Genomic DNA, 18877 nt, shown 5'->3' on the forward strand with positions numbered 1-18877 from the left:
AATTGAGGCATAACTTTGTGTTTGCAAAATTAGGTTAGTAAGGATACCTAACAGTGGTTTTACTTAATACAACTATGATTGATAGGGTAGGAAAAAGAATGTTAAACGCTTACAATTCAAAAGGGAGAGGGAATTTTATTCGAAAGTTGAGAAGGAGAAAAATGAAGAGGAGAAGAAGGAATGCAGTGCAGCATAATTATCAATAGTCATGTGTACGGCTTTTTTGAACTTTACAACAAAAGGAGTCTACCAAAATGAATTTTTATTTGGAAATCCCGGAGCTTGACCGACATTTTCCTTTCCGGAGCTTTATTAATAAAGGTGACGTGCTTTGCTATCCTCATTGGCATAAAGAAATTGAAATTATTTATGTGACTCAGGGAACCTTGGATCTGGGAATTAACGATATTTCGATACGGATGAAAAAAGGTGAAGTTCAGTTTATAAATGGGGGTGATGTTCATTATTTTTTGGCTTCTCCCGACAGCGAACGGGTGGTTATTCAATTTGATCTGAGCTTTTTTCAAGAGGTTTCCACATTAAGTGATCAGAAACGCCCTCTTAGATATATATTTACGGAGATGGAGCAATCAAGCTGGAACTGGCCAGAAGAAACAGCAGCTAAAATGCTTCCTCTGATTCAAAGCATTTATGATGAGAACGTCAACCACCACGAAGGTCATGCTTATATGATCAAAGCCAAGCTGTTTGAGATGTTGACTCTTATTATGCGTGAAGTGCCGAGAAGCATGACGCCAAGGCTTCCTGAAATCTCTGAAAGAACCTTAACACAATCAAAGGACACCCTTTATAAACTGGAACGTATTTTTAAGTATGTGGAATGCCATTATCATGAAACCATCTCGCTGAAGAATGTCGCTGATTATATGGGTTTCAGTCCCTATTATTTCGCCAGACTGTTTAAGAAGAATACGGGGATGACCTTTGTAGCATTTTTGAATGATTACAGACTGAATAAGGCAAAATGGATTTTGTTGAATGAAAACAATCCGATCACTGAGGTCGCAGAGGCAGCAGGATTCAGTAGTGTAAAGACGTTTCATCATCTCTTTAAGGAAGCGACAGGAACATCACCATTGAAATACCGCAGGACAATATTCGGGAATAATACAGCAAGAAATGAGGAGGAAAGCTTTTCATGAGATTTGTATGATAGAGCTATCCGACGAAGTGAAGGGAGAGTTACGAGGACATTAAAATTTATGGATCCATGAGCAACCGCTTGATATGCGGTAGGCTTAAATCAGAAGTGGAGGAAGATGAAAATGGGCAATCGTATATACAATGTAGTCATTATCGGTTATGGAGGCATGGGAAGCTACCATGTTCAATTGATCGAATCTAATCAGCAACTTGCCGTTGGCGGTGTATATGATATTGTCGATTACCGAATGGAACTGGCTGCGGCTGCTGGCTATAAAACCTACGCTAGCCTGGATGCCGTTCTGGCCGATCAGGCCGTGGATATTGTTTTGATAGCAACACCTAATGATGTTCATAAGGAAATCGCGATCCAGGCGCTACAAGCTGGAAAACATGTCATTTGCGAAAAACCAGTTACGATAACGAGCGCGGATTTCTTGGATATTGTTGAGGTGGCGAAGAAAGAAAATCGTGTGTTTACGGTACATCAAAACCGTCGATGGGATGAAGACTTCCGAATTATCAAAGATATAATTGGCAATAAGACCGTAGGCGAGCTTTTCCAGCTGGAATCGCGAGTTCAGGGGGCTAATGGGATTCCAGGTGACTGGCGGCAACTAAAGGCGTATGGAGGAGGAATGCTGCTGGATTGGGGAGTACATCTATTGGACCAGCTGCTTCAGATTACGGACAGCAAAATAGAAAGCGTAGCTGCTACCCTAAGCTATATTTTGGGGACTGAAGTGGATGACGGCTTTACCAGCTTTATTGAGTTCAAGGACGGCCTGAAAGCAGTCATTGAAGTGGGTACAACCAATTACGTAAAGCTGCCGCGCTGGTATATTAAAGGAACCGAAGGAACCGCAGTGATTAGGGATTGGGATTTGAGCGGAGAGATCGTCACCCGAAATCCAGATGTCGCTCACGTGGAACCCAAGCCGATTCAAGCAGGTCAAGGATTGACGAAAACGATGGCGCCGCCGTCTGAGGAATCCACCCTTAAGTTCCCGATTGAGAAAATACCTGCTGCTGCAGAAAGCTTTTATGAAAATTTTGTCTCCACCATCGAAGGAAAAGCGGAGATTGCAATCAAAAGCGAAGAAGTACACCGTGTATTGGTGCTGATTGAGACGATTTTTGAGGCGGGGGCAACCAAAAGCGTGATTCGAAGAACTATTTAGATCTGCTGCTTTATTTTCGATCCGTCATAAGAGAGATATATAGGAGCCTGGAGAGAACCAAACAGATTTATTTAATGAAATTTTGGGATGCATTTAAGTAATCAGAAACCTTTGAAATGGTGAGCAAAATAATTTTGCCCACCATAAAACACAAGCGGGTATCGCTCCACAACCGAATTCTATTGCTTGATCATTTTTAAGTTGCTGAGATTTTGAATAGGTTTAATTTACACGAAAAAGAAAAAGATGTTTTACATAAAATCCGCTATTTCCTCCTTATAAATCAACATATTCCACTCTAAATTCTTCCATAAAAACATAAAATAATCCATGAAAGTGCTAGAATAATCATTTGTATGAGAAAGAGGAAGGGAGAGATCGTTTATTGTACTGTGCGACCAGAAGAATATAGATGAAGGGACGTAGAGAATGAGGAGTTATAAACGAAGATCTTGGAAACGCTTATTTTTACTCATGATCCCGGGGATACTTGTATTAACATCAGTAAGTGTTGTTACGCCGATCAATGCTGATGAATCGCCTAAAAACGTTACAAGTACATCAGTAAAACTTTCATGGAAAGCCTCCGAAGACATCTCCAATGGTAGTAGAGTATCAGATTACGATCTCTATCGCAACGGTTCTCTCATCAAGCAGAATATCTCCGATGCAACATATGCCAATCTGCCGAAGAACCTTGATTTGACAGCCCTTCCAGACAACCAAGCGATAGTTTACTATTTTAAGAAAAGCCGTGGCTGGAGCGATGTAAATATCCACTATGCTCCCGATGGTTCATCCTGGACATCCCCGCCGGGTATCAGCATGAATGAAAACGCTTGCTTGGATTGGGCCAAAAAAACTATTGATCTTGGCTCCAAAACATCGATGAAAGCAGCATTTAACAACGGCTCTGTCTGGGATAATAATAAAGGCGCTGATTATCATTTAGCTGCTGGTTTAAGTACCATCAAAGACGGCATCGTCACAACAACAGGAGCTAAGAATCCGTGTAACCCTCCAGTTATTGATTTAGAAGCACCTTCTATACCTCAAGGATTGACAGCCAATGCCGATGGACTACGAATCCAATTAGAATGGGATCCTTCTGTTGATAATGTTGGTGGAAGTGGAATCGGCGGGTATGAGATCACTCGCACAGGAGGAACTAAAGGCAAAAAGGTCTATACGACGACCCGTACTACCTTCCAAGATTCATTATTGGAGGGGAAAACGACATATACGTATACAGTTAAGGCATACGATAAAGCAGAACCAGCCAACAAATCGGAAAGTAGTATTGAGGTGAGTGCAACAACAGGAACTTCATCACCTCCTGCTTCAAAGGGAAGTCCGATCGGAACAGATATGCGTGAAGATTCAATTTACTTTGTGATGACTGCCAGATTCTATGATGGGGACCCTTCGAACAACCGAGGTGGTGCGAATCATGTTTCAAGCGGCAATGCAGCCAACAGTGATCCAATGTTTAGGGGCGATTTTCAAGGGTTAATCAATAAACTGGATTATATCAAGGCTCTTGGCTTCTCAGCGATTTGGATTACACCGGTTGTATTGAATCGATCTGACTATGACTTTCACGGCTATCATGGTTACGATTTTTTTCGAGTGGATCCCAGGTTAGAGTCACCAGGTGCAACATACCAGGATTTGATTAATGCTGCACACGACAAAGATATTAAAATTATACAGGATGTTGTGTACAATCACTCTAGCCGCTGGGGTGCAAAAGGTCTATTCACGCCAAAAGTATTCGGTATTCGAGATAATCAGTGGACCTGGTACTATGACGAACCTCAAGAAGGAATCGAGTACGATGGCCTTCAGCAGAATGACGCAGGCAAGCCGTATAACGGTGACCTATGGTCAACGAAGGAACCGGAGGGCAACACCTGCCGGAATTGGGGAATCCCAATGAACTCAAAAACCTACAATTGCCAATGGCCCAACCCCACCTCTGGCATGTTTCCTTCACAGTACTATCACAGTTGCTGGATAGGCAATTGGGAAGGGGAAGATTCACGGAGTTGTTGGCTGCATGAGGATCTGGCTGACTTTAATACAGAGTCGAAGCCTGTCCAAGATTATTTAATTGAAGCGTACAATCGATTTATAGATATGGGTGTAGACGGGTTTAGGATAGACACCGCTGTGCACATTCCACGCGTTACCTGGAACCGTCATTTTCTTCCTGCAGCGCAGGAGCGGGCGATTGAGAAGTTTGGTGAAAAAGGACGTAATTTCTATATGTTCGGTGAAGTAGGTGCTTTCGTTAACGATAAATGGAACCGAGGTTCTGTGAATCATTCGGCTCAATTCTTCACTTGGAAGGAACGCAAAGATTATAGCACCAATGATGAAGTAGCTGCGTTGGAACAATATCAACACGAAAATAATCTTGGTACAGCCAATCAGCCTTTATCCGATAATGCATTCCTCAAAGGGAATTTGTATCATGAACCGGACCATTCGCAATCCTCCGGGATGAATGTAATTGATATGAGGATGCATATGAATTTTAGTGATGCGAATAACGCATTTTGGAATGGCAAGGATTCGGATGACAGTTATAACGATGCGACCTATAACGTAGTGTATGTAGATAGCCATGATTATGGACCTAACAAATCATCTACCCGGTATACGGGGGGCACGGCTGCATGGGCTGAGAATATGAGTTTAATGTGGACTTTCCGTGGAATTCCAACATTGTATTACGGCTCAGAAATCGAATTTCAGGCAGGCAAGCCAATCGACTGTGGTCCAACATGTCCATTAGCAACCACAGGCCGTGCTTACTATGGAAATCATATTGAAGGTACAGTAGTAGCCTCCGATTTCGGACAGGTAGCTTCTGCTTCAGGTTCGGTTGCTCAAACCCTGCAGCACCCACTTGTAAAGCACATTCAGCGACTGAATCAAATTCGAAGAAGTATTCCTGCCTTGCAAAAAGGACAGTATTCTACAAAAGATGTAAGCGGACAAATGGCGTACAAGCGACGTTATACGGATTCATCAAAAGGCATAGACAGTTATGCTTTAGTTACTGTTAGTGAATCAGCTGTTTTTCGGAATATTCCTAACGGCACTTATAAAGATGCTATTACCGGAGACGTCAAAGAGGTCACGAATGGGACGCTCAATCTGGCAGTTTCGGGCAAAGGAAACTTAAGGGTATATGTACTTGATCTCCCGGGTAATCCTGCTCCCGGTAAGATCGGTGAAAACGGGCCTTTCTTGAAGCCTTAATTTTTAAATATAAGAAGCATGGAGGGAATGACATTCCTAGGAGTGTCGGTGGTTTGAGGTTTTAAAAACACACTCATAAACATATGGGTGTGTTTTTTTGGTGTTAAAGTAGCACAGATACCAAGAAGATGTAACATTTGCCGCAGCTTAGTACGTTAATGTAGACACCTTAACGTACTTAAGAGTATTCTTATGTGTACTTAAGAGGGACCCCATTGCAACCAAAACTAATGAATATGTAAGTATATAAAGGAGGCCCATATGTATGAAGTCTCATACCACTGACCGTATTAAAATCCCGCCAGGATTGTGGGCAGGATTATGTCAATTAGGGTTTGGCGCCCACGACGTCGCTCGCAAAGCACGATTGCCGATCACCATTATTACTGAACCAGTAGTCACCACCGCCCAATATTTCGCGATCTGGCAGGCATATTCTGATCTCATTGGTGATACTGCCCAAGGAATCATCAAGCTTGCGACCGTCTTTGATACAGCGAAGTACCCACCGACCGTCTTAGCGACTTACCACGCTCGGGACTACCGCGACGCTCTAAACCGAATGGCTCGGTACAAACAACTGTGTCCCCCGGAAAGCCTACATATCACTGAGGAGGGCGAGCACTGCATAATTGATTTGGAATGGCTGTCTCCCGAGCAATCTGGTCCGCGGATGCTGGTTGGTATCACGCTGGCTTGTCTTCTGGAGATTGGACGCCGGGGCACAGGTCAACCTTTGACCGCGCAGCTTGTTGAATTTTCGAACTCCATGGGCGATGTACAGGCGCTTGAAGCTTACTTCGGCTGTCGTATCCGGATTGGTGCAAAACGTAACCGATTGACGCTACATCGAAGAGATCTGGGCCGCCCCTTTGTCTCGTACAACGAAGAGCTGCTGGAGATCCTGACTCCTGTTTTGGACCGGTCGTTGGATGAACAGCAGCGCAGCCGCTCAATTAGCGAGATGGTCAAATGGATCATGAAACGTAGCCTTACAGGAGGGCGCCCCGACATTCAGGCTGTGGCGAAGGAGCTCGGTATGAGCGATCGTACCTTGCAGCGCCGGCTTACTGACGAAAACACGAGCTTCAAGCTTCTGTTGACACAAGCTAGACATGAGCAGGCACGAAAGTACTTGGCAGACCCCTCGCTTGATATTAAAGAGGTGGCATTCTTGATTGGATATGAAGACCAGAACTCGTTTTACCGCGCCTTCCGCCTATGGGAGGGTGATACACCTTCAAATTGGCGGACTGAACATCAAGGTACAAACTCGATATCAGGAGCACGCTAGGACTGCCGACTATTCATTGATACAATTCCTAATAAGTTTTGTCATTTGGCGTGTTAAACAAGAACTTTGGCGCATTATACTAGTTACTGGACAATCCAGACAAGATAACATAATCACTATCCGGAGCACAAGACTGTTTTAAAAAAGGAGAAGTGTATTATGGATATGGGATTAAACCATAAAACAGCTTTAGTTACAGGATCAACGAAAGGTATAGGTAAAGCAATTGCCATTGAACTAGCCAAAGAAGGTGTTAATGTACTAATTAATGGACGAAATTATGAAGAGGTAGAACGAACTGTAAATGAAATTAAGTCAGATTTCCCAGCTACCTCTCCTCAAAATGCCACAGCCGATATTGTGGATATTGGACAAAGAGATGCTTTATTCGAAAAATACCCTAATATTGATATTTTAGTTAACAATACGGGTATTTATGAAATTATGCAATATGAGGACGTAGACGATGAAGTATGGGAAAAATACTTCCGCACTAACGTTCTTGCTGCAAATGGATTATCAAAATTTTATTTACCTAAAATGTTGAAAAATGATTATGGCCGCATTATTTTTATTGCGAGTGAAGAAGCAATTATGCCTTCAGGACAAATGCCGCAGTATTGTATGACAAAATCTATGTTGTTATCATTGTCAAAAAGCTTATCTAAATTAACAATAGGAACAGAAGTTACAGTCAATACGATCATGCCAGGACCAACACTCTCTGAGAATGTGCACCAAATCATTGAGAGTATGTATCCTCATGAAGATATGACTTTTTCAGAAAAAGAGAAAGATTTTATGGTTACCAACCTGCCTCAATCTGAAATACAGCGATTTATCAAGCCTATTGAAATAGGTAGACTAGCTACATTTGTATGTAGTCCTTATGCATCTGCATTTAAAGGTTCTCCAATCCGTATGGATGGGGGAATGGTACCGACTATTTTTTAGCGCTTGTGGAGAAGCTTGCTGAAATTAGCGCTGACATTGCGGAACATTATGATAAGATGAAGTCAAACATCACTCGAGGGTAGGATGAGGATCATGAACCATTTTGCTATGTATGGAAAGTTGACGGCACGTCCAGGGCAAAGGGACGCTCTTGCAGACATCTTGCTAGAAGCGGCCGATCTGTTGAAGTCGAATAATGACTGCTATTTGTATATAGTCAATGTGTCAGACGACGACCCGAATGCGGTGTATGTGACCGAACTGTGGAAAGATGCAGATGCCCATGCAGCCAGTCTTAAGAACGAAGAGGTACTGGCGTCGATACAACGCGGCCGACCGTTAATTATCGGAGCGGAGCCCATTAAACTGCGTGCTCTAGGGGGAAAAGGCCTGTAGGGTCATGATGCAATTGCTGCTACCACAGCAGCCGATCACTCGGTTGCTTTTAAGCTAACCAGCAGGATAGTCCTAATGAAACGCTTTTGTAACATGTGAAAGGTTGGCAGATAAAATTGGCCCTGGTATAATAAGGGTAATTCACTAAGGAGAGATTTTTTTGTCTGGAGCTGTTCTTTACTAATCCAATTCCATAAAAAGAGGTTTTTATGCACCTACTATTCGTCTGCCCAATTTTTGTATTACGGGTGGGATTTGAAAGCTTCGGAATTAGTTAAGAACAACGGATATTACCAGATCCTTAGGGATACCTGTTATAATGAGTCCAATCCGTGCTGGTTCAGCGCGGATTTTTTTATGGCTCAAATAGCAGGTGATATGAGGGTAGGAATGACGTATGTTCATTCCTGCCCTTTTCTAATTTTTAGCAAAGGGGGATAGAAGGGAATTACTCCAATTTGGTCAAATACATCCAGACTTCTTGAATGAAAGATTCAATCTAAGTAAATAGAAAGGTGGACAATACATGAAACTTCAAACGAATCGGCTCATATTAAAAACACTTGATCTTAATTTAATCGAAGCAGCAGCCCGACGTGATATAGGTGCTATTGAAGCTTTGGGTTATAAAACCAGTGATGAATGGCCGGGTCCTGATTTCTTTGAAGCTTTACCTTATTTTCGAGAACTTTTGATAAAAAATAATGGCACTAGAGGTTTTGACTCTTGGATCATTGTGGAGAAGGATACCCAAGAAATTGTTGGAGGGATTGGTTTTTTAGGAGACCCTGATCAGAATAGAAGATTCAGAGAGTTTGGTTTGGAAAGCCAAATTATCCCCATCCATGCAGATGCCTGCCACTTGCCTTTTGCGGAACAATACTTTGATGCAGTTATAAGCGTAGATGCGTATCAATATTTTGGAGCGAATGAGCAGTACTTAGATGACCATCTTACGCCGCTAGTTAAAGAAGGAGGTAAATTGGCTATAGCGATGTCAGGGGTAAAGATGGAGTTTGATGGGGATATACCCGTGGAACTGCAGCCGTTCTTGTCACTTAGTGAGGTTGATAATCAGTGGCATACATGCGATTGGTGGCGGAAATTATGGGAACCGTCGCCAAATATTTACGTTGAATCGGTAAGAGAAATGAAATGCTTCTCGAAAGCTTGGTATGAATGGCTTCAGTGCAACAACGATTATGCACGTGCTAATTAAAAACGATAGTTCAACGCTATCAAAAACAGCCGAGCGCTCGGCTGTTTTTTTAACTAGTGGGCAGATTACATGAAGTGGTTAATCGATGCCAGGGTCGAACTTACAGGCTTAGGTCGGAAGAGTAATACAGGAGAAATTGGCCCATGCAGGCCTCCACAAGCTTTCTCAATTCCCGACGGGCTACCCGAATATGGAGAGGCTTTAGAACTTGTATCCATAGCATTTTTTAAACACAGATTGTCGATATTCCAAAATACTGTTTAACAGTACTTTTTTTCTCTCTGATATCATCATTTTCTTTTGAAATGCCGATATAAAATTGAGTCTTGAGAACTATTTTATACATAAATTTTACCTAAAGGAAGTGTGAAGAGATGTTGAAAAAGAAATGGCTTATCACCCCGTTGGTTGCGACGACACTGTTTTTCGGTCAATCTGCATTCGCGGCAAACACGTTTTCAGATGTGGAAGGAACAAAATATGAATGGGCTGCCGAATCGATTCGTTCCATGGTCGACAAGGGCGTTGTCAAGGGCTATGCAGATGGGACCTTCAAGCCAAGCAAAACTATAACGAAAGCAGAATTTGTACATATGTTTCACAAGCTTTTTCCAGAAATCGATCATTCTTCCGGCAAATCTTCCGACTTTGTGGATGCGCGTAAACACTGGGCGAATAAAGATTTTGCAGCAATATTCAACGGGGACTATGTTTGGCCGTATGCTGAAAGTGTTGGGGGGAAATATCCAAACTATCTTTTCTATGTCAAGCCTGACAAACCATTGACCCGCTGGGATGTGATGATGATTGCCTCTCTTCGGACGGATTATACCAATCAGACGCTTCATCCTGAGATTGAGGAAGTGATTTCCGCAGCTGCGCAGTACAAGGATATGAAAGTTCGTCAGGCCAATTACAATGACAATTTCTCGGCCTACTATCCGGTGCTGTACATCGACAAGACTGGAGAAGAGTACTCCTATGATGGCGATTCCCAGGATCAAAAGGCAGAAGCATTCTACACCCTAACCAAGATGGGGGTCCTTACCGCTAATGAAGGATACCTTCGCCCCAAAGCACTAGTTACACGGGCTGAAGCTGTTACCCTTTTACAGCGTTTGTACGAAGCCACAACCAAGTCAGTGGAGAATCGACACTAGCCGCTTGCACATTGTAGCCATCAAGGAAACTGCATAAGGAGATAAAGCGCTTTGGAGTTTTCTACTTATTTAGTAACGTATCTATGACGACGCCTAACCGTCGATTACTGTCGAAGGACAACAACTATGTATAAAAAGTCGCCAAATTGGCGGCTTTTTTGTTTTAACGATAGATGCCAGTCAATAGTTTAGAATATGAAATTTTCATGTAAATTCATTAAAAAGCTGAAAACAATTCCTTTTTTTAAACAAAAGAGGATATTCTTTTGGTTTATAAAATATATGTAGTATATATCACTGTACTTTAATTCATTTTAATGTTTATAATAAATTAATAGCCTTAACCTATGTCTTACACTCATCTATGATGCTGAAGTTTCTAAGTATCAACTCTGAACTTCCAGCACACTCCATTTTTTTACACTTCCAAGTCTACTTACACACTTTTAATTCTGATTACATCATGAAACTCAAAAACGATTTACTTTAACATGTCGATTACTGTTTGTTTGTGGCAAGACATTTTGTTGTTTTTGCTGTATCTATCTTAAATACATAGGAATGTGAACATCTGAATCCCATAAAACATTTGTTTTACCGCTTTTTTATGGTGAGGAAAGGGGTTGGACATGAATCGCATGACTTTGCTTTTTTCGGGACAAGGATCTCAGTATGTCGGGATGGGAGCGGCATGGCATGACGGTTTTTCAGAGGCAGGTCACATTTTTGAAGAGGCTGCTGATATTTTGGGGTATGATTTGAAAACTTTATGTATGAAAGGACCCATCTCCCAATTATCCAGAACATCCTACACCCAGCCTGCACTACTCACAATTAGTGTAATCGCATTCAGACGTTACATGCACGATGTTGGGATTATTCCCGAATTTTCTGCAGGGCATAGTTTGGGTGAGTATTCTGCATTGGTAAGCGGCGGAGTCTTATCGTTTGGCGATGCTTTGCGGGTGGTACAAGAACGGGGACGCTTTATGGAAGAAGCTTCAGAGGCCGGAGTGGGTTGCATGATTGCTGTTCGAGGGGCTGATTTAAATCTGCTAGAAGAGCTGTGCGATCACTATGACGTAACCAGTCAGCCTATTTCCATCGCTTGTTATAACTCCTCCTATCAATACGTCGTTTCTGGTCATCATGCCTCTGTTGCTGCGGTGGCGGGACAATTAGAGCAACGTGGGTTCCAAATTACCCGTTTGCAGGTAAGCGGCCCTTTTCACAGCCCGCTTATGCAGCATGCTGCTGACCGATTAGCATTGGAATTGCAAAAATATACGTTTCATGAACCGCTGTGGCCTGTCATTTCTAATGTTACAGCACTGCCATATACGGATGCCAACAGCATTCGTCAAGGTTTGCATTTGCAAATGATCCATCCAGTGCGGTGGATACAAACGATGCAGTATATGGAGAAACATGGGGTGAAGCAGGGAATTGAATTAGGACCGCGAACGGTGCTGAAAAACTTGGCAAAGGAAACAAACATCGCTTTTGAGGTGCTTTCCTTGGACAGAGACTTGGATCGGATTGAGCTGGAACGTCGTTTTTCGATCCGTGATTGGTTGGTCAAACCGCTGGCGGTGGCGGTGTCTACACCCAATGCCAATTGGAATGAGGATGAGTATCAAAAGGGGGTTATTTTACCTATTCACAGGTTGGAGGAGTTACTCAAAAGCATAGAATCGGGCAAATCTTCTTCTGCTTATGAACTAAGACGCGAAGCGCTGGAGTGTATTCGCCTGATATTGCAAACCAAACAAGTATCTGCAGGAGAGCAGGAGGAAGTTTTAGACCTTTTGAGGAGGGATCAGGATGGAGCAGTTTCAAACTTTAATTGAAATCATTCAGGACCGAGCCAGTAGAGCTGAAAATGGAATTATTTTCATTTCGGGTGATACACAGGAGGAGTATGTAAGCTACAGTCAGCTTCTGGAGCAAGCACTGCAGGTACTTCATCAATTGCAGGAAAAAGGAGTACAGCCTGGCAATAAGCTAATTATGCAAATTGAAGACAATCATACCTTTGTGAATGTGTTTTGGGGCTGTCTGCTCGGCGGAATCGTCCCCGTACCTGTAAGTATCGGGAATAATGATGAACATAAAATGAAGCTATTTAAAATCTGGAGTACCCTTACTTGCCCTTACATGATTGCGGATCATAAAGTATTAGAGCAGTTAGAAAAGTATTCTCATCAGCATGAGATGCTGGATTTCTTTGATTCTGTGAAAGAAGCGACCTTTTCTAGCCATGATTTTGATTATTCCGATCAGAACAAAGGGACCATTCATCAATCCAGACCGGAGGATTTGGCGTTTATTCAATTTTCCTCTGGTTCGACAGGTGATCCCAAGGGAGTCATGCTGACGCATGAGAATCTCGTATACAATATTCGGGATATCGCCAGTCAAACGGGAATGACTTCAAGTGATGCGTATCTGGGCTGGATGCCACTCACACATGATTTGGGATTGATCGCTTTTCATTTAACCTGTATCATCGCCCATGCCAAGCAGCTCATTATGCCAACAGCTCTTTTTATAAGACGTCCTTCATTATGGCTAAAAAAGGTGTCGGAGCATAAGGTGACTCAAATCTGTTCTCCTAACTTCGGTTATAAATTTTTCCTTGATCAATATAAATCCAAAACAGCGGATAACTGGGATTTGTCAAGTGTTCGCATGATTTTAAATGGGGCTGAGCCCATATCGGTGGAGCTTTGCCATGTATTTATGGAAGCCATGAGTGTACATGGATTAAAAAAAAATATCATGTATCCTGTATACGGCTTGGCAGAGGCCAGCGTAGGTGTCTCCACTCCACCTTTGGATAAAGATAATTTTGTTACTATTCATTTAAATCGGCAGCAGCTACATGTAGGTGAACCTATAGAAGAAGTAGATTCATCCGATAAGCGTTGTCTTACGTTTGCGGATTTGGGCTACCCCATGGCCAGCACCTCTGTTCGCATTTGTGATGAGCAAAATCAGGTACTAAAGGACGATGTAATCGGATACACCCAAATTTGCGGCAAAAATGTGACTGCTGGGTACTATAACAATCCTGAGGCTACCGCAAAGGTCAAGACAGAGGATGGCTGGCTCATTACCGGAGATTTGGGTTTTATGAGAAACGGACGACTGGTGATTACAGGCAGAGCTAAGGATATTATTTTCGTGAACGGCCAGAACATTTATCCGCATGATATCGAAAGGATTGCAGAGGAACTGGACGGGGTGGATCTGGGGAAAGTAGCTGTCTGCGGTGTACATGATGCACAAACTAGACAGGATCGTATTGTTGTTTTTGTGATGCACACGAAAAAAATAGAGTTATTTTTGCCAACAGTCCAAAGGCTGAAAAGCCATTTGAATTATCGGGGAGGATGGCATATTCAAGATGTAGTTCCAATTCGCCGTATTCCCAAAACTACTAGTGGAAAGGTTCAGCGCTACAAGCTGGCTCAGAGCTACGAGCAGGGAGAATATGATGTAGTTTTGGCATCCCTAACCGAGGCCGCTCGAAATATACAGGAAGCGAACGATGCCCCTGTACCTCAAGGTGAGATCGAGCAAAAACTGATTGGGATTTGCCAAGCTATTTTAAATGTACAGTCAATTGGGAAGGAAGATAGCTACTTTGATATCGGCGTAACATCCTTACAACTCGTTCAGATCGTGGACCAATTAGAGGAACAACTCGGGATTCATATTGAGGTAACGGACTTTTTCTCTTATCCGACTATCGCCAAGCTAGCTGGATATATATCCAGTCAGGGCTTAGGTCATAAGGTGAACACAGCACCGCAATTGGAATCCAAAGAGGAGGTAGAGGACCTGGATATTGCTATCATTGGCATGTCCGGTAAGTTTCCTCATGCGGATACACTGGAGCAGTTTTGGGCGAATGTAGCTTCCGGTACAGATCATATCAGTCCATATAGCGATGAAAGAAAAAAGGATGCCGAAGCTTTTATTTCCCGTCTGAATATGGAAGGCCGAAACATGCAAATCGCCGAAGGTGGCTATCTGGACGAAGTGGACAAATTTGACTACACCTTCTTCAAGCTGACTCCACGTGAAGCTTCTCTGATGGACCCGAATCAACGTTTATTTCTGCAAACTGCTTGGAGCACGATTGAGGATGCAGGCTATGGAGGAAAACAGCTGTCGGGGAAAAAGGTAGGGGTGTATGTTGGATTCTCCAAAACCAGCTTTGAATATGAACGATTGTTGTCCGAAGTGGAGCCAGGAGCGATTCCAAACTTTGGCATAGGCAATCTTCCGTCCGTTATCTCCAGTCGGATTGCGTATTTGCTTGATTTAAAAGGCCCAGCACTGACCATTGATACGGCATGCTCCTCGTCACTCGTAGCGGTACATCTGGCGTGTAAGTCGATTTTGAATGGAGACTGTGAGATGGCTTTGGCCGGTGGAGTGAAGACCATTTTGCTGCCGTTGAAAGCTGGCATTGGCATGGAATCCTCCGATGACCGGGCACGAGCATTCGACGATCAGTCGGACGGCACAGGCTGGGGCGAAGGCGTTGGAGCCGTTCTCTTAAAGCCGCTTCGCCAAGCGGAAAAAGACGGAGATCACATTCTGGGTGTGATCAAAGGAAGCGCGATTAATCAGGACGGCAGTACGATTGGAATTTCCGCGCCCAATGCGCTGGCTCAATCAGAAGTCATTTCGCAGGCGTGGCGTGATGCACGGATCGATCCCGAGACGGTAAGCTATATTGAAGCCCATGGTACTGGCACCAAGTTGGGTGACCCCGTTGAAATTAAGGGCATTACCCAGGCATTCCGTAGATTTACACAGCGCAAGCAGTTTGTGGCGATAAGCACGGTCAAAACGAATATTGGGCATTTATACGAAGCTGCTGGGATTGCGGGATTGATCAAATGCGTGCTGTCGATGAAGCATCAACAGATTGCACCGCTCGTTCATTTTCGCACACCCAACCGGAACATCCATTTTGAAGAATCTCCGCTGTATGCCAACACTAGACTGAGGGAATGGAAGACAGACGGATTTCCGAGAAGATGCGGGGTGAGTTCCTTTGGCTTCAGCGGGACAAACTGCCACGTGGTGCTGGAAGAATATATAGCGAAAAAGAGTGCGGACCAAGAAACCACCGACCGAAAAAATGGATCATCGCCATTGCTGCTGACACTGTCGGCGCGAACTGAAGGAGCTTTAAGTGAGTTGATTGCACGGTACGTGGATCGCTTTGAACGTGAGGAAGAATTGCCGATGGAGGATGTCTGCTATACGGCTAACACGGGCAGAAGCCACTTAACATACCGAGTGGCTGTGATAGCCGAAGGAGCGGAGGCTCTGAAAGTGAAATTACTTCAGCTTTATGAGCAGGGCAAGGCCATTGAAGGTGTATACATTGGAAAAGTAGATAGCAGTGGTGGTACAGAAACAGCCGTCGGAAGCTCGGACACTTTACAAGCACTGGAGCAAGTAGCAGTGAAGTACGTACAGGGGGCACAGATAGACTGGGACACGATATACGCAGGTCACCCGTACAAAAGGGTTTCTCTACCTACGTATCCGTTTGAAAGGAAAAGGTGCTGGATTCATGTTCCAGAACAGGTTCGAGCAGAGCAGAACGCACCCGTTTATAAAAAACCAATAGTAAGGGAGTCTGAAAATATGGGGAATGAGTATTCGACTTCAGCGTCGTTTACTGAGCAGCATAAATCTTCCATTCAACAAAAGCTAGCGAAAATGATCGGTAATGTGTCACAACTTAGTCTTGAGGAACTGGAACCGCAAACACATTTTCTAGAACTAGGGCTGGACTCCATTAATTTGTCCCAGGTCCGCCACAGCATCAAGGATACATTCGACTTGGATGTCCCAATGAATGAATTTTTTGAATCGCTGACCACGCTCGAACTGTTGACTAGCTACGTCGCAGAACAGGTGAGTATTTCCGTTTCTGACGAGGCAGCAGTTGGTGCTGTGGAAATCCAACCGAAAATACCCCTTAATCGGGTAGATGCTACTACAGTATCAACCTGGACAGGGCAGGATTCCAGCGCAATTGGTACATCGCCTCATGGAATAGTCACGTCCGGGCAAGACCCATTTCAAAGCACATCAGTTATAGCGACTTCTGCTGGTATCGAGCAGATTTTGCAGCAGCAGCTGCACGTGATGTCACAGCAGCTTGATGTGCTCCGAACTCAACCAACTCCTCCGACATCCGTTTCCCAATCATTTCAACCGGAAAGGGTTTTGCCGTCAGCAAATAGAGAAAGCGCAGAGATCATTGAAACCAAACAGGAAATCGCAACTGCATTAGCTATTGTTCCACCGGTACTAGCTGTTCCGAAGAATGCAGGCCAGGAATCAAAACCGTTTACACCTTATAAAAAGCTGGAGGTCAAAGCTCATGAATTGCTTTCACACCGCCAAGAACAACATCTGCAAGAGCTGATTGAGCGCTATACTGCTCGGACGCGAAGCACCAAGCAGTACACTCAGCAGTATCGGTCTGTCTACGCGAATAACCGTAATGTAGCCGGATTCCGGCCTATTTTGAAGGAAATGGTCTATCAAATTGTTTCTCAACGTGCAGACGGGTCCAAAATTTGGGATTTGGATGGGAATGAATATGTAGATTTGACCATGGGCTTTGGTGTTAATCTGTTTGGACACAATCCAGCCTTTATTCGTGAAAAAATTGAGGCAGAGCTAAAGAACGGCATGTGTGTCGGACCTATGTCCAACATGGCAGGACAAGTCGCCGAGAAGATTTGCAAGCTGACCGGTGTAGAACGGATCGCTTTGTACAATTCCGGCACCGAGGCGGTTATGGTTGCTCTCCGTTTGGCGCGTGCTGCCACTGGACGAGCCAAAGTAGCCATTTTTGCTGGCTCCTATCACGGTACGTATGATGGTGTGCTTGCGTTGGGTAGTGCAGGCAATAATAAGGAGCATTCCACACCTCTGGCGCCTGGCATCTTGCAGCACATGGTGGACGATATCGTTGTACTCAATTATGGAACAGACGAATCGCTGGATTATATACGTACACATGGGCAGGAGCTAGCTGCTGTGCTAGTGGAGCCGGTGCAAAGCCGTCGTCCTGATTTTCAGCCGAAGGCCTTTTTACAGGAGGTTCGTCAGATCACGGAGCAATCCGGTACAGCCTTTATTTTCGATGAGGTGATTACAGGCTTCCGGATTCAACCGGGAGGCGCTCAAGCGTGGTTTGGGGTACAAGCTGACCTTGTGACCTACGGTAAAGTTATTGGCGGAGGGATGCCAATCGGTATCGTAGCAGGGAAAGCCGACTTTATGGATGGGATTGACGGTGGCACCTGGAGCTTCGGAGATGGTTCCTATCCTCAGAATGAGCATCGGCGAACCTTTGTAGCCGGTACGTTCTGTCATCATCCGCTGGCGATGGCGGCATCCCTAGCAGTGTTGGATTATTTGGAAAACCACGGCGAGCAGCTGCAAAATCAGTTGAACAGCCGTACTTCAGCGTTGGCAGCAGAGTTAAATAGTTACTTTACCCATGAGCAGATACCCATGAAGATTGTTCACTTTGGTTCACTATTTCGCTTCGTACTCAAGGGTGATCTGGAGCTTTTCTTCTATCACATGCTGGAAAGGGGTATTTACATCTGGGAAGGGCGGAACTGCTTCTTGTCGACCGCTCATACAGAGGAAGATATTGCGCGGATCATACAAGCTGTCAAGGACAGTGTGGATGAGCTGCGTAAAGGGGGATTCTTGCCTGATCTGACCCCGAACGGGAAAGGCCCAGGTCCAGGTAAGCAAAGATTGCCTATATCCGACCCTTCAGAAGTATTGACAGTGGACGCGCATGAAACGGTCATCCCACTAACCCCGGATCAAAAGCAGTTTTGGTTCGCTTAATGAAAAGAAACGAAGTGACTCCCGTTCTGACACGCGAACACATTAATGTGAGACGTTAAGCAAACTGTCCAATCCCGTATTTATTTTGCTGAAAAATCGGGTAAAGTGCACCTTGGCGTCTTTACGCTCCAAGTTTGATAAAATGTCAGGTTCTATTCTTAGGACTTGGCATTTTTAGTAGTGCACCCAGTATGGGCATCAGTTATGTCATCGAATTCAATTGTCATAAATTGACGCATGTCAGCGAGTAAACGAAAAGATTTGAGTTTTTTTAGGATCATTACTGGAAAAAAACTATATCCTGCATAATAAGTTAGATAAG

At 44.0% G+C, this 18877-nt stretch carries 10 protein-coding genes and 1 pseudogene; all 11 read left to right on the forward strand.

Going from position 1 to position 18877, the window contains the following annotated elements; all coding sequences use genetic code 11:
- Positions 1-254: 254 nt before the first annotated feature.
- The 11 genes and pseudogenes from NSQ58_RS25950 (at position 255) to NSQ58_RS26000 (ending at position 18555) form a co-directional block, all read left to right on the forward strand.
- A complete protein-coding gene (locus NSQ58_RS25950) occupies positions 255-1163 on the forward strand; it encodes an AraC family transcriptional regulator (RefSeq protein ID WP_341058488.1) in 909 nt (302 codons plus the stop codon).
- Positions 1164-1280: 117 nt separating this feature from the next.
- Complete coding sequence (locus NSQ58_RS25955) at positions 1281-2345, forward strand: Gfo/Idh/MocA family protein (protein ID WP_023988587.1); 1065 nt, start codon at positions 1281-1283, stop codon at positions 2343-2345.
- A gap of 429 nt (positions 2346-2774) precedes the next feature.
- Positions 2775-5615, forward strand: a complete 2841-nt coding sequence (locus NSQ58_RS25960; RefSeq protein ID WP_341058491.1) for an alpha-amylase family glycosyl hydrolase — start codon at positions 2775-2777, stop codon at positions 5613-5615.
- Positions 5616-5880: 265 nt separating this feature from the next.
- Positions 5881-6909, forward strand: coding sequence for a helix-turn-helix transcriptional regulator (locus NSQ58_RS25965; RefSeq protein WP_341058493.1), 1029 nt, complete (start codon positions 5881-5883; stop codon positions 6907-6909).
- Between the two features lie 159 nt (positions 6910-7068).
- Positions 7069-7863 carry an SDR family NAD(P)-dependent oxidoreductase gene (locus NSQ58_RS25970; protein WP_025723368.1) on the forward strand — a complete coding sequence of 265 codons (795 nt, stop codon included), beginning with the start codon at positions 7069-7071 and terminating at the stop codon, positions 7861-7863.
- A 93-nt stretch (positions 7864-7956) separates the two neighbouring features.
- Complete coding sequence (locus NSQ58_RS25975) at positions 7957-8259, forward strand: putative quinol monooxygenase (protein WP_028541298.1); 303 nt, start codon at positions 7957-7959, stop codon at positions 8257-8259.
- Positions 8260-8785: 526 nt separating this feature from the next.
- Positions 8786-9058, forward strand: a pseudogene (locus NSQ58_RS25980) (GNAT family N-acetyltransferase); the annotation flags it as partial.
- Between the two features lie 21 nt (positions 9059-9079).
- Entirely contained in the window at positions 9080-9478 is a 399-nt protein-coding gene (locus tag NSQ58_RS25985) for a class I SAM-dependent methyltransferase (RefSeq protein WP_341058575.1), read from the forward strand.
- A 374-nt stretch (positions 9479-9852) separates the two neighbouring features.
- Complete coding sequence (locus NSQ58_RS25990; protein ID WP_340959642.1) at positions 9853-10638, forward strand: S-layer homology domain-containing protein; 786 nt, start codon at positions 9853-9855, stop codon at positions 10636-10638.
- Between the two features lie 629 nt (positions 10639-11267).
- Positions 11268-12488 carry an ACP S-malonyltransferase gene (gene fabD / locus NSQ58_RS25995; RefSeq protein ID WP_340959643.1) on the forward strand — a complete coding sequence of 407 codons (1221 nt, stop codon included), beginning with the start codon at positions 11268-11270 and terminating at the stop codon, positions 12486-12488.
- A complete protein-coding gene (locus NSQ58_RS26000) occupies positions 12463-18555 on the forward strand; it encodes an aminotransferase class III-fold pyridoxal phosphate-dependent enzyme (protein ID WP_340959644.1) in 6093 nt (2030 codons plus the stop codon). Before fabD ends, NSQ58_RS26000 begins: the two co-directional genes overlap by 26 nt.
- Positions 18556-18877: the final 322 nt, after the last annotated feature.

The sequence above is a fragment of the Paenibacillus sp. FSL M7-0134 genome, from assembly GCF_038007865.1.
Taxonomy (GTDB): Bacteria; Bacillota; Bacilli; order Paenibacillales; family Paenibacillaceae; genus Paenibacillus; species Paenibacillus polymyxa_B.

Coding starts and splice junctions, on each gene's coding strand:
- NSQ58_RS25950 (WP_341058488.1), top strand. CDS start 255: ATGAATTTTTATTTGGAAATCCCGGAGCTTGACCGACATTTTCCTTTC.
- NSQ58_RS25955 (WP_023988587.1), top strand. CDS start 1,281: ATGAAAATGGGCAATCGTATATACAATGTAGTCATTATCGGTTATGGA.
- NSQ58_RS25960 (WP_341058491.1), top strand. CDS start 2,775: ATGAGGAGTTATAAACGAAGATCTTGGAAACGCTTATTTTTACTCATG.
- NSQ58_RS25965 (WP_341058493.1), top strand. CDS start 5,881: ATGAAGTCTCATACCACTGACCGTATTAAAATCCCGCCAGGATTGTGG.
- NSQ58_RS25970 (WP_025723368.1), top strand. CDS start 7,069: ATGGATATGGGATTAAACCATAAAACAGCTTTAGTTACAGGATCAACG.
- NSQ58_RS25975 (WP_028541298.1), top strand. CDS start 7,957: ATGAACCATTTTGCTATGTATGGAAAGTTGACGGCACGTCCAGGGCAA.
- NSQ58_RS25990 (WP_340959642.1), top strand. CDS start 9,853: ATGTTGAAAAAGAAATGGCTTATCACCCCGTTGGTTGCGACGACACTG.
- fabD (WP_340959643.1), top strand. CDS start 11,268: ATGAATCGCATGACTTTGCTTTTTTCGGGACAAGGATCTCAGTATGTC.
- NSQ58_RS26000 (WP_340959644.1), top strand. CDS start 12,463: ATGGAGCAGTTTCAAACTTTAATTGAAATCATTCAGGACCGAGCCAGT.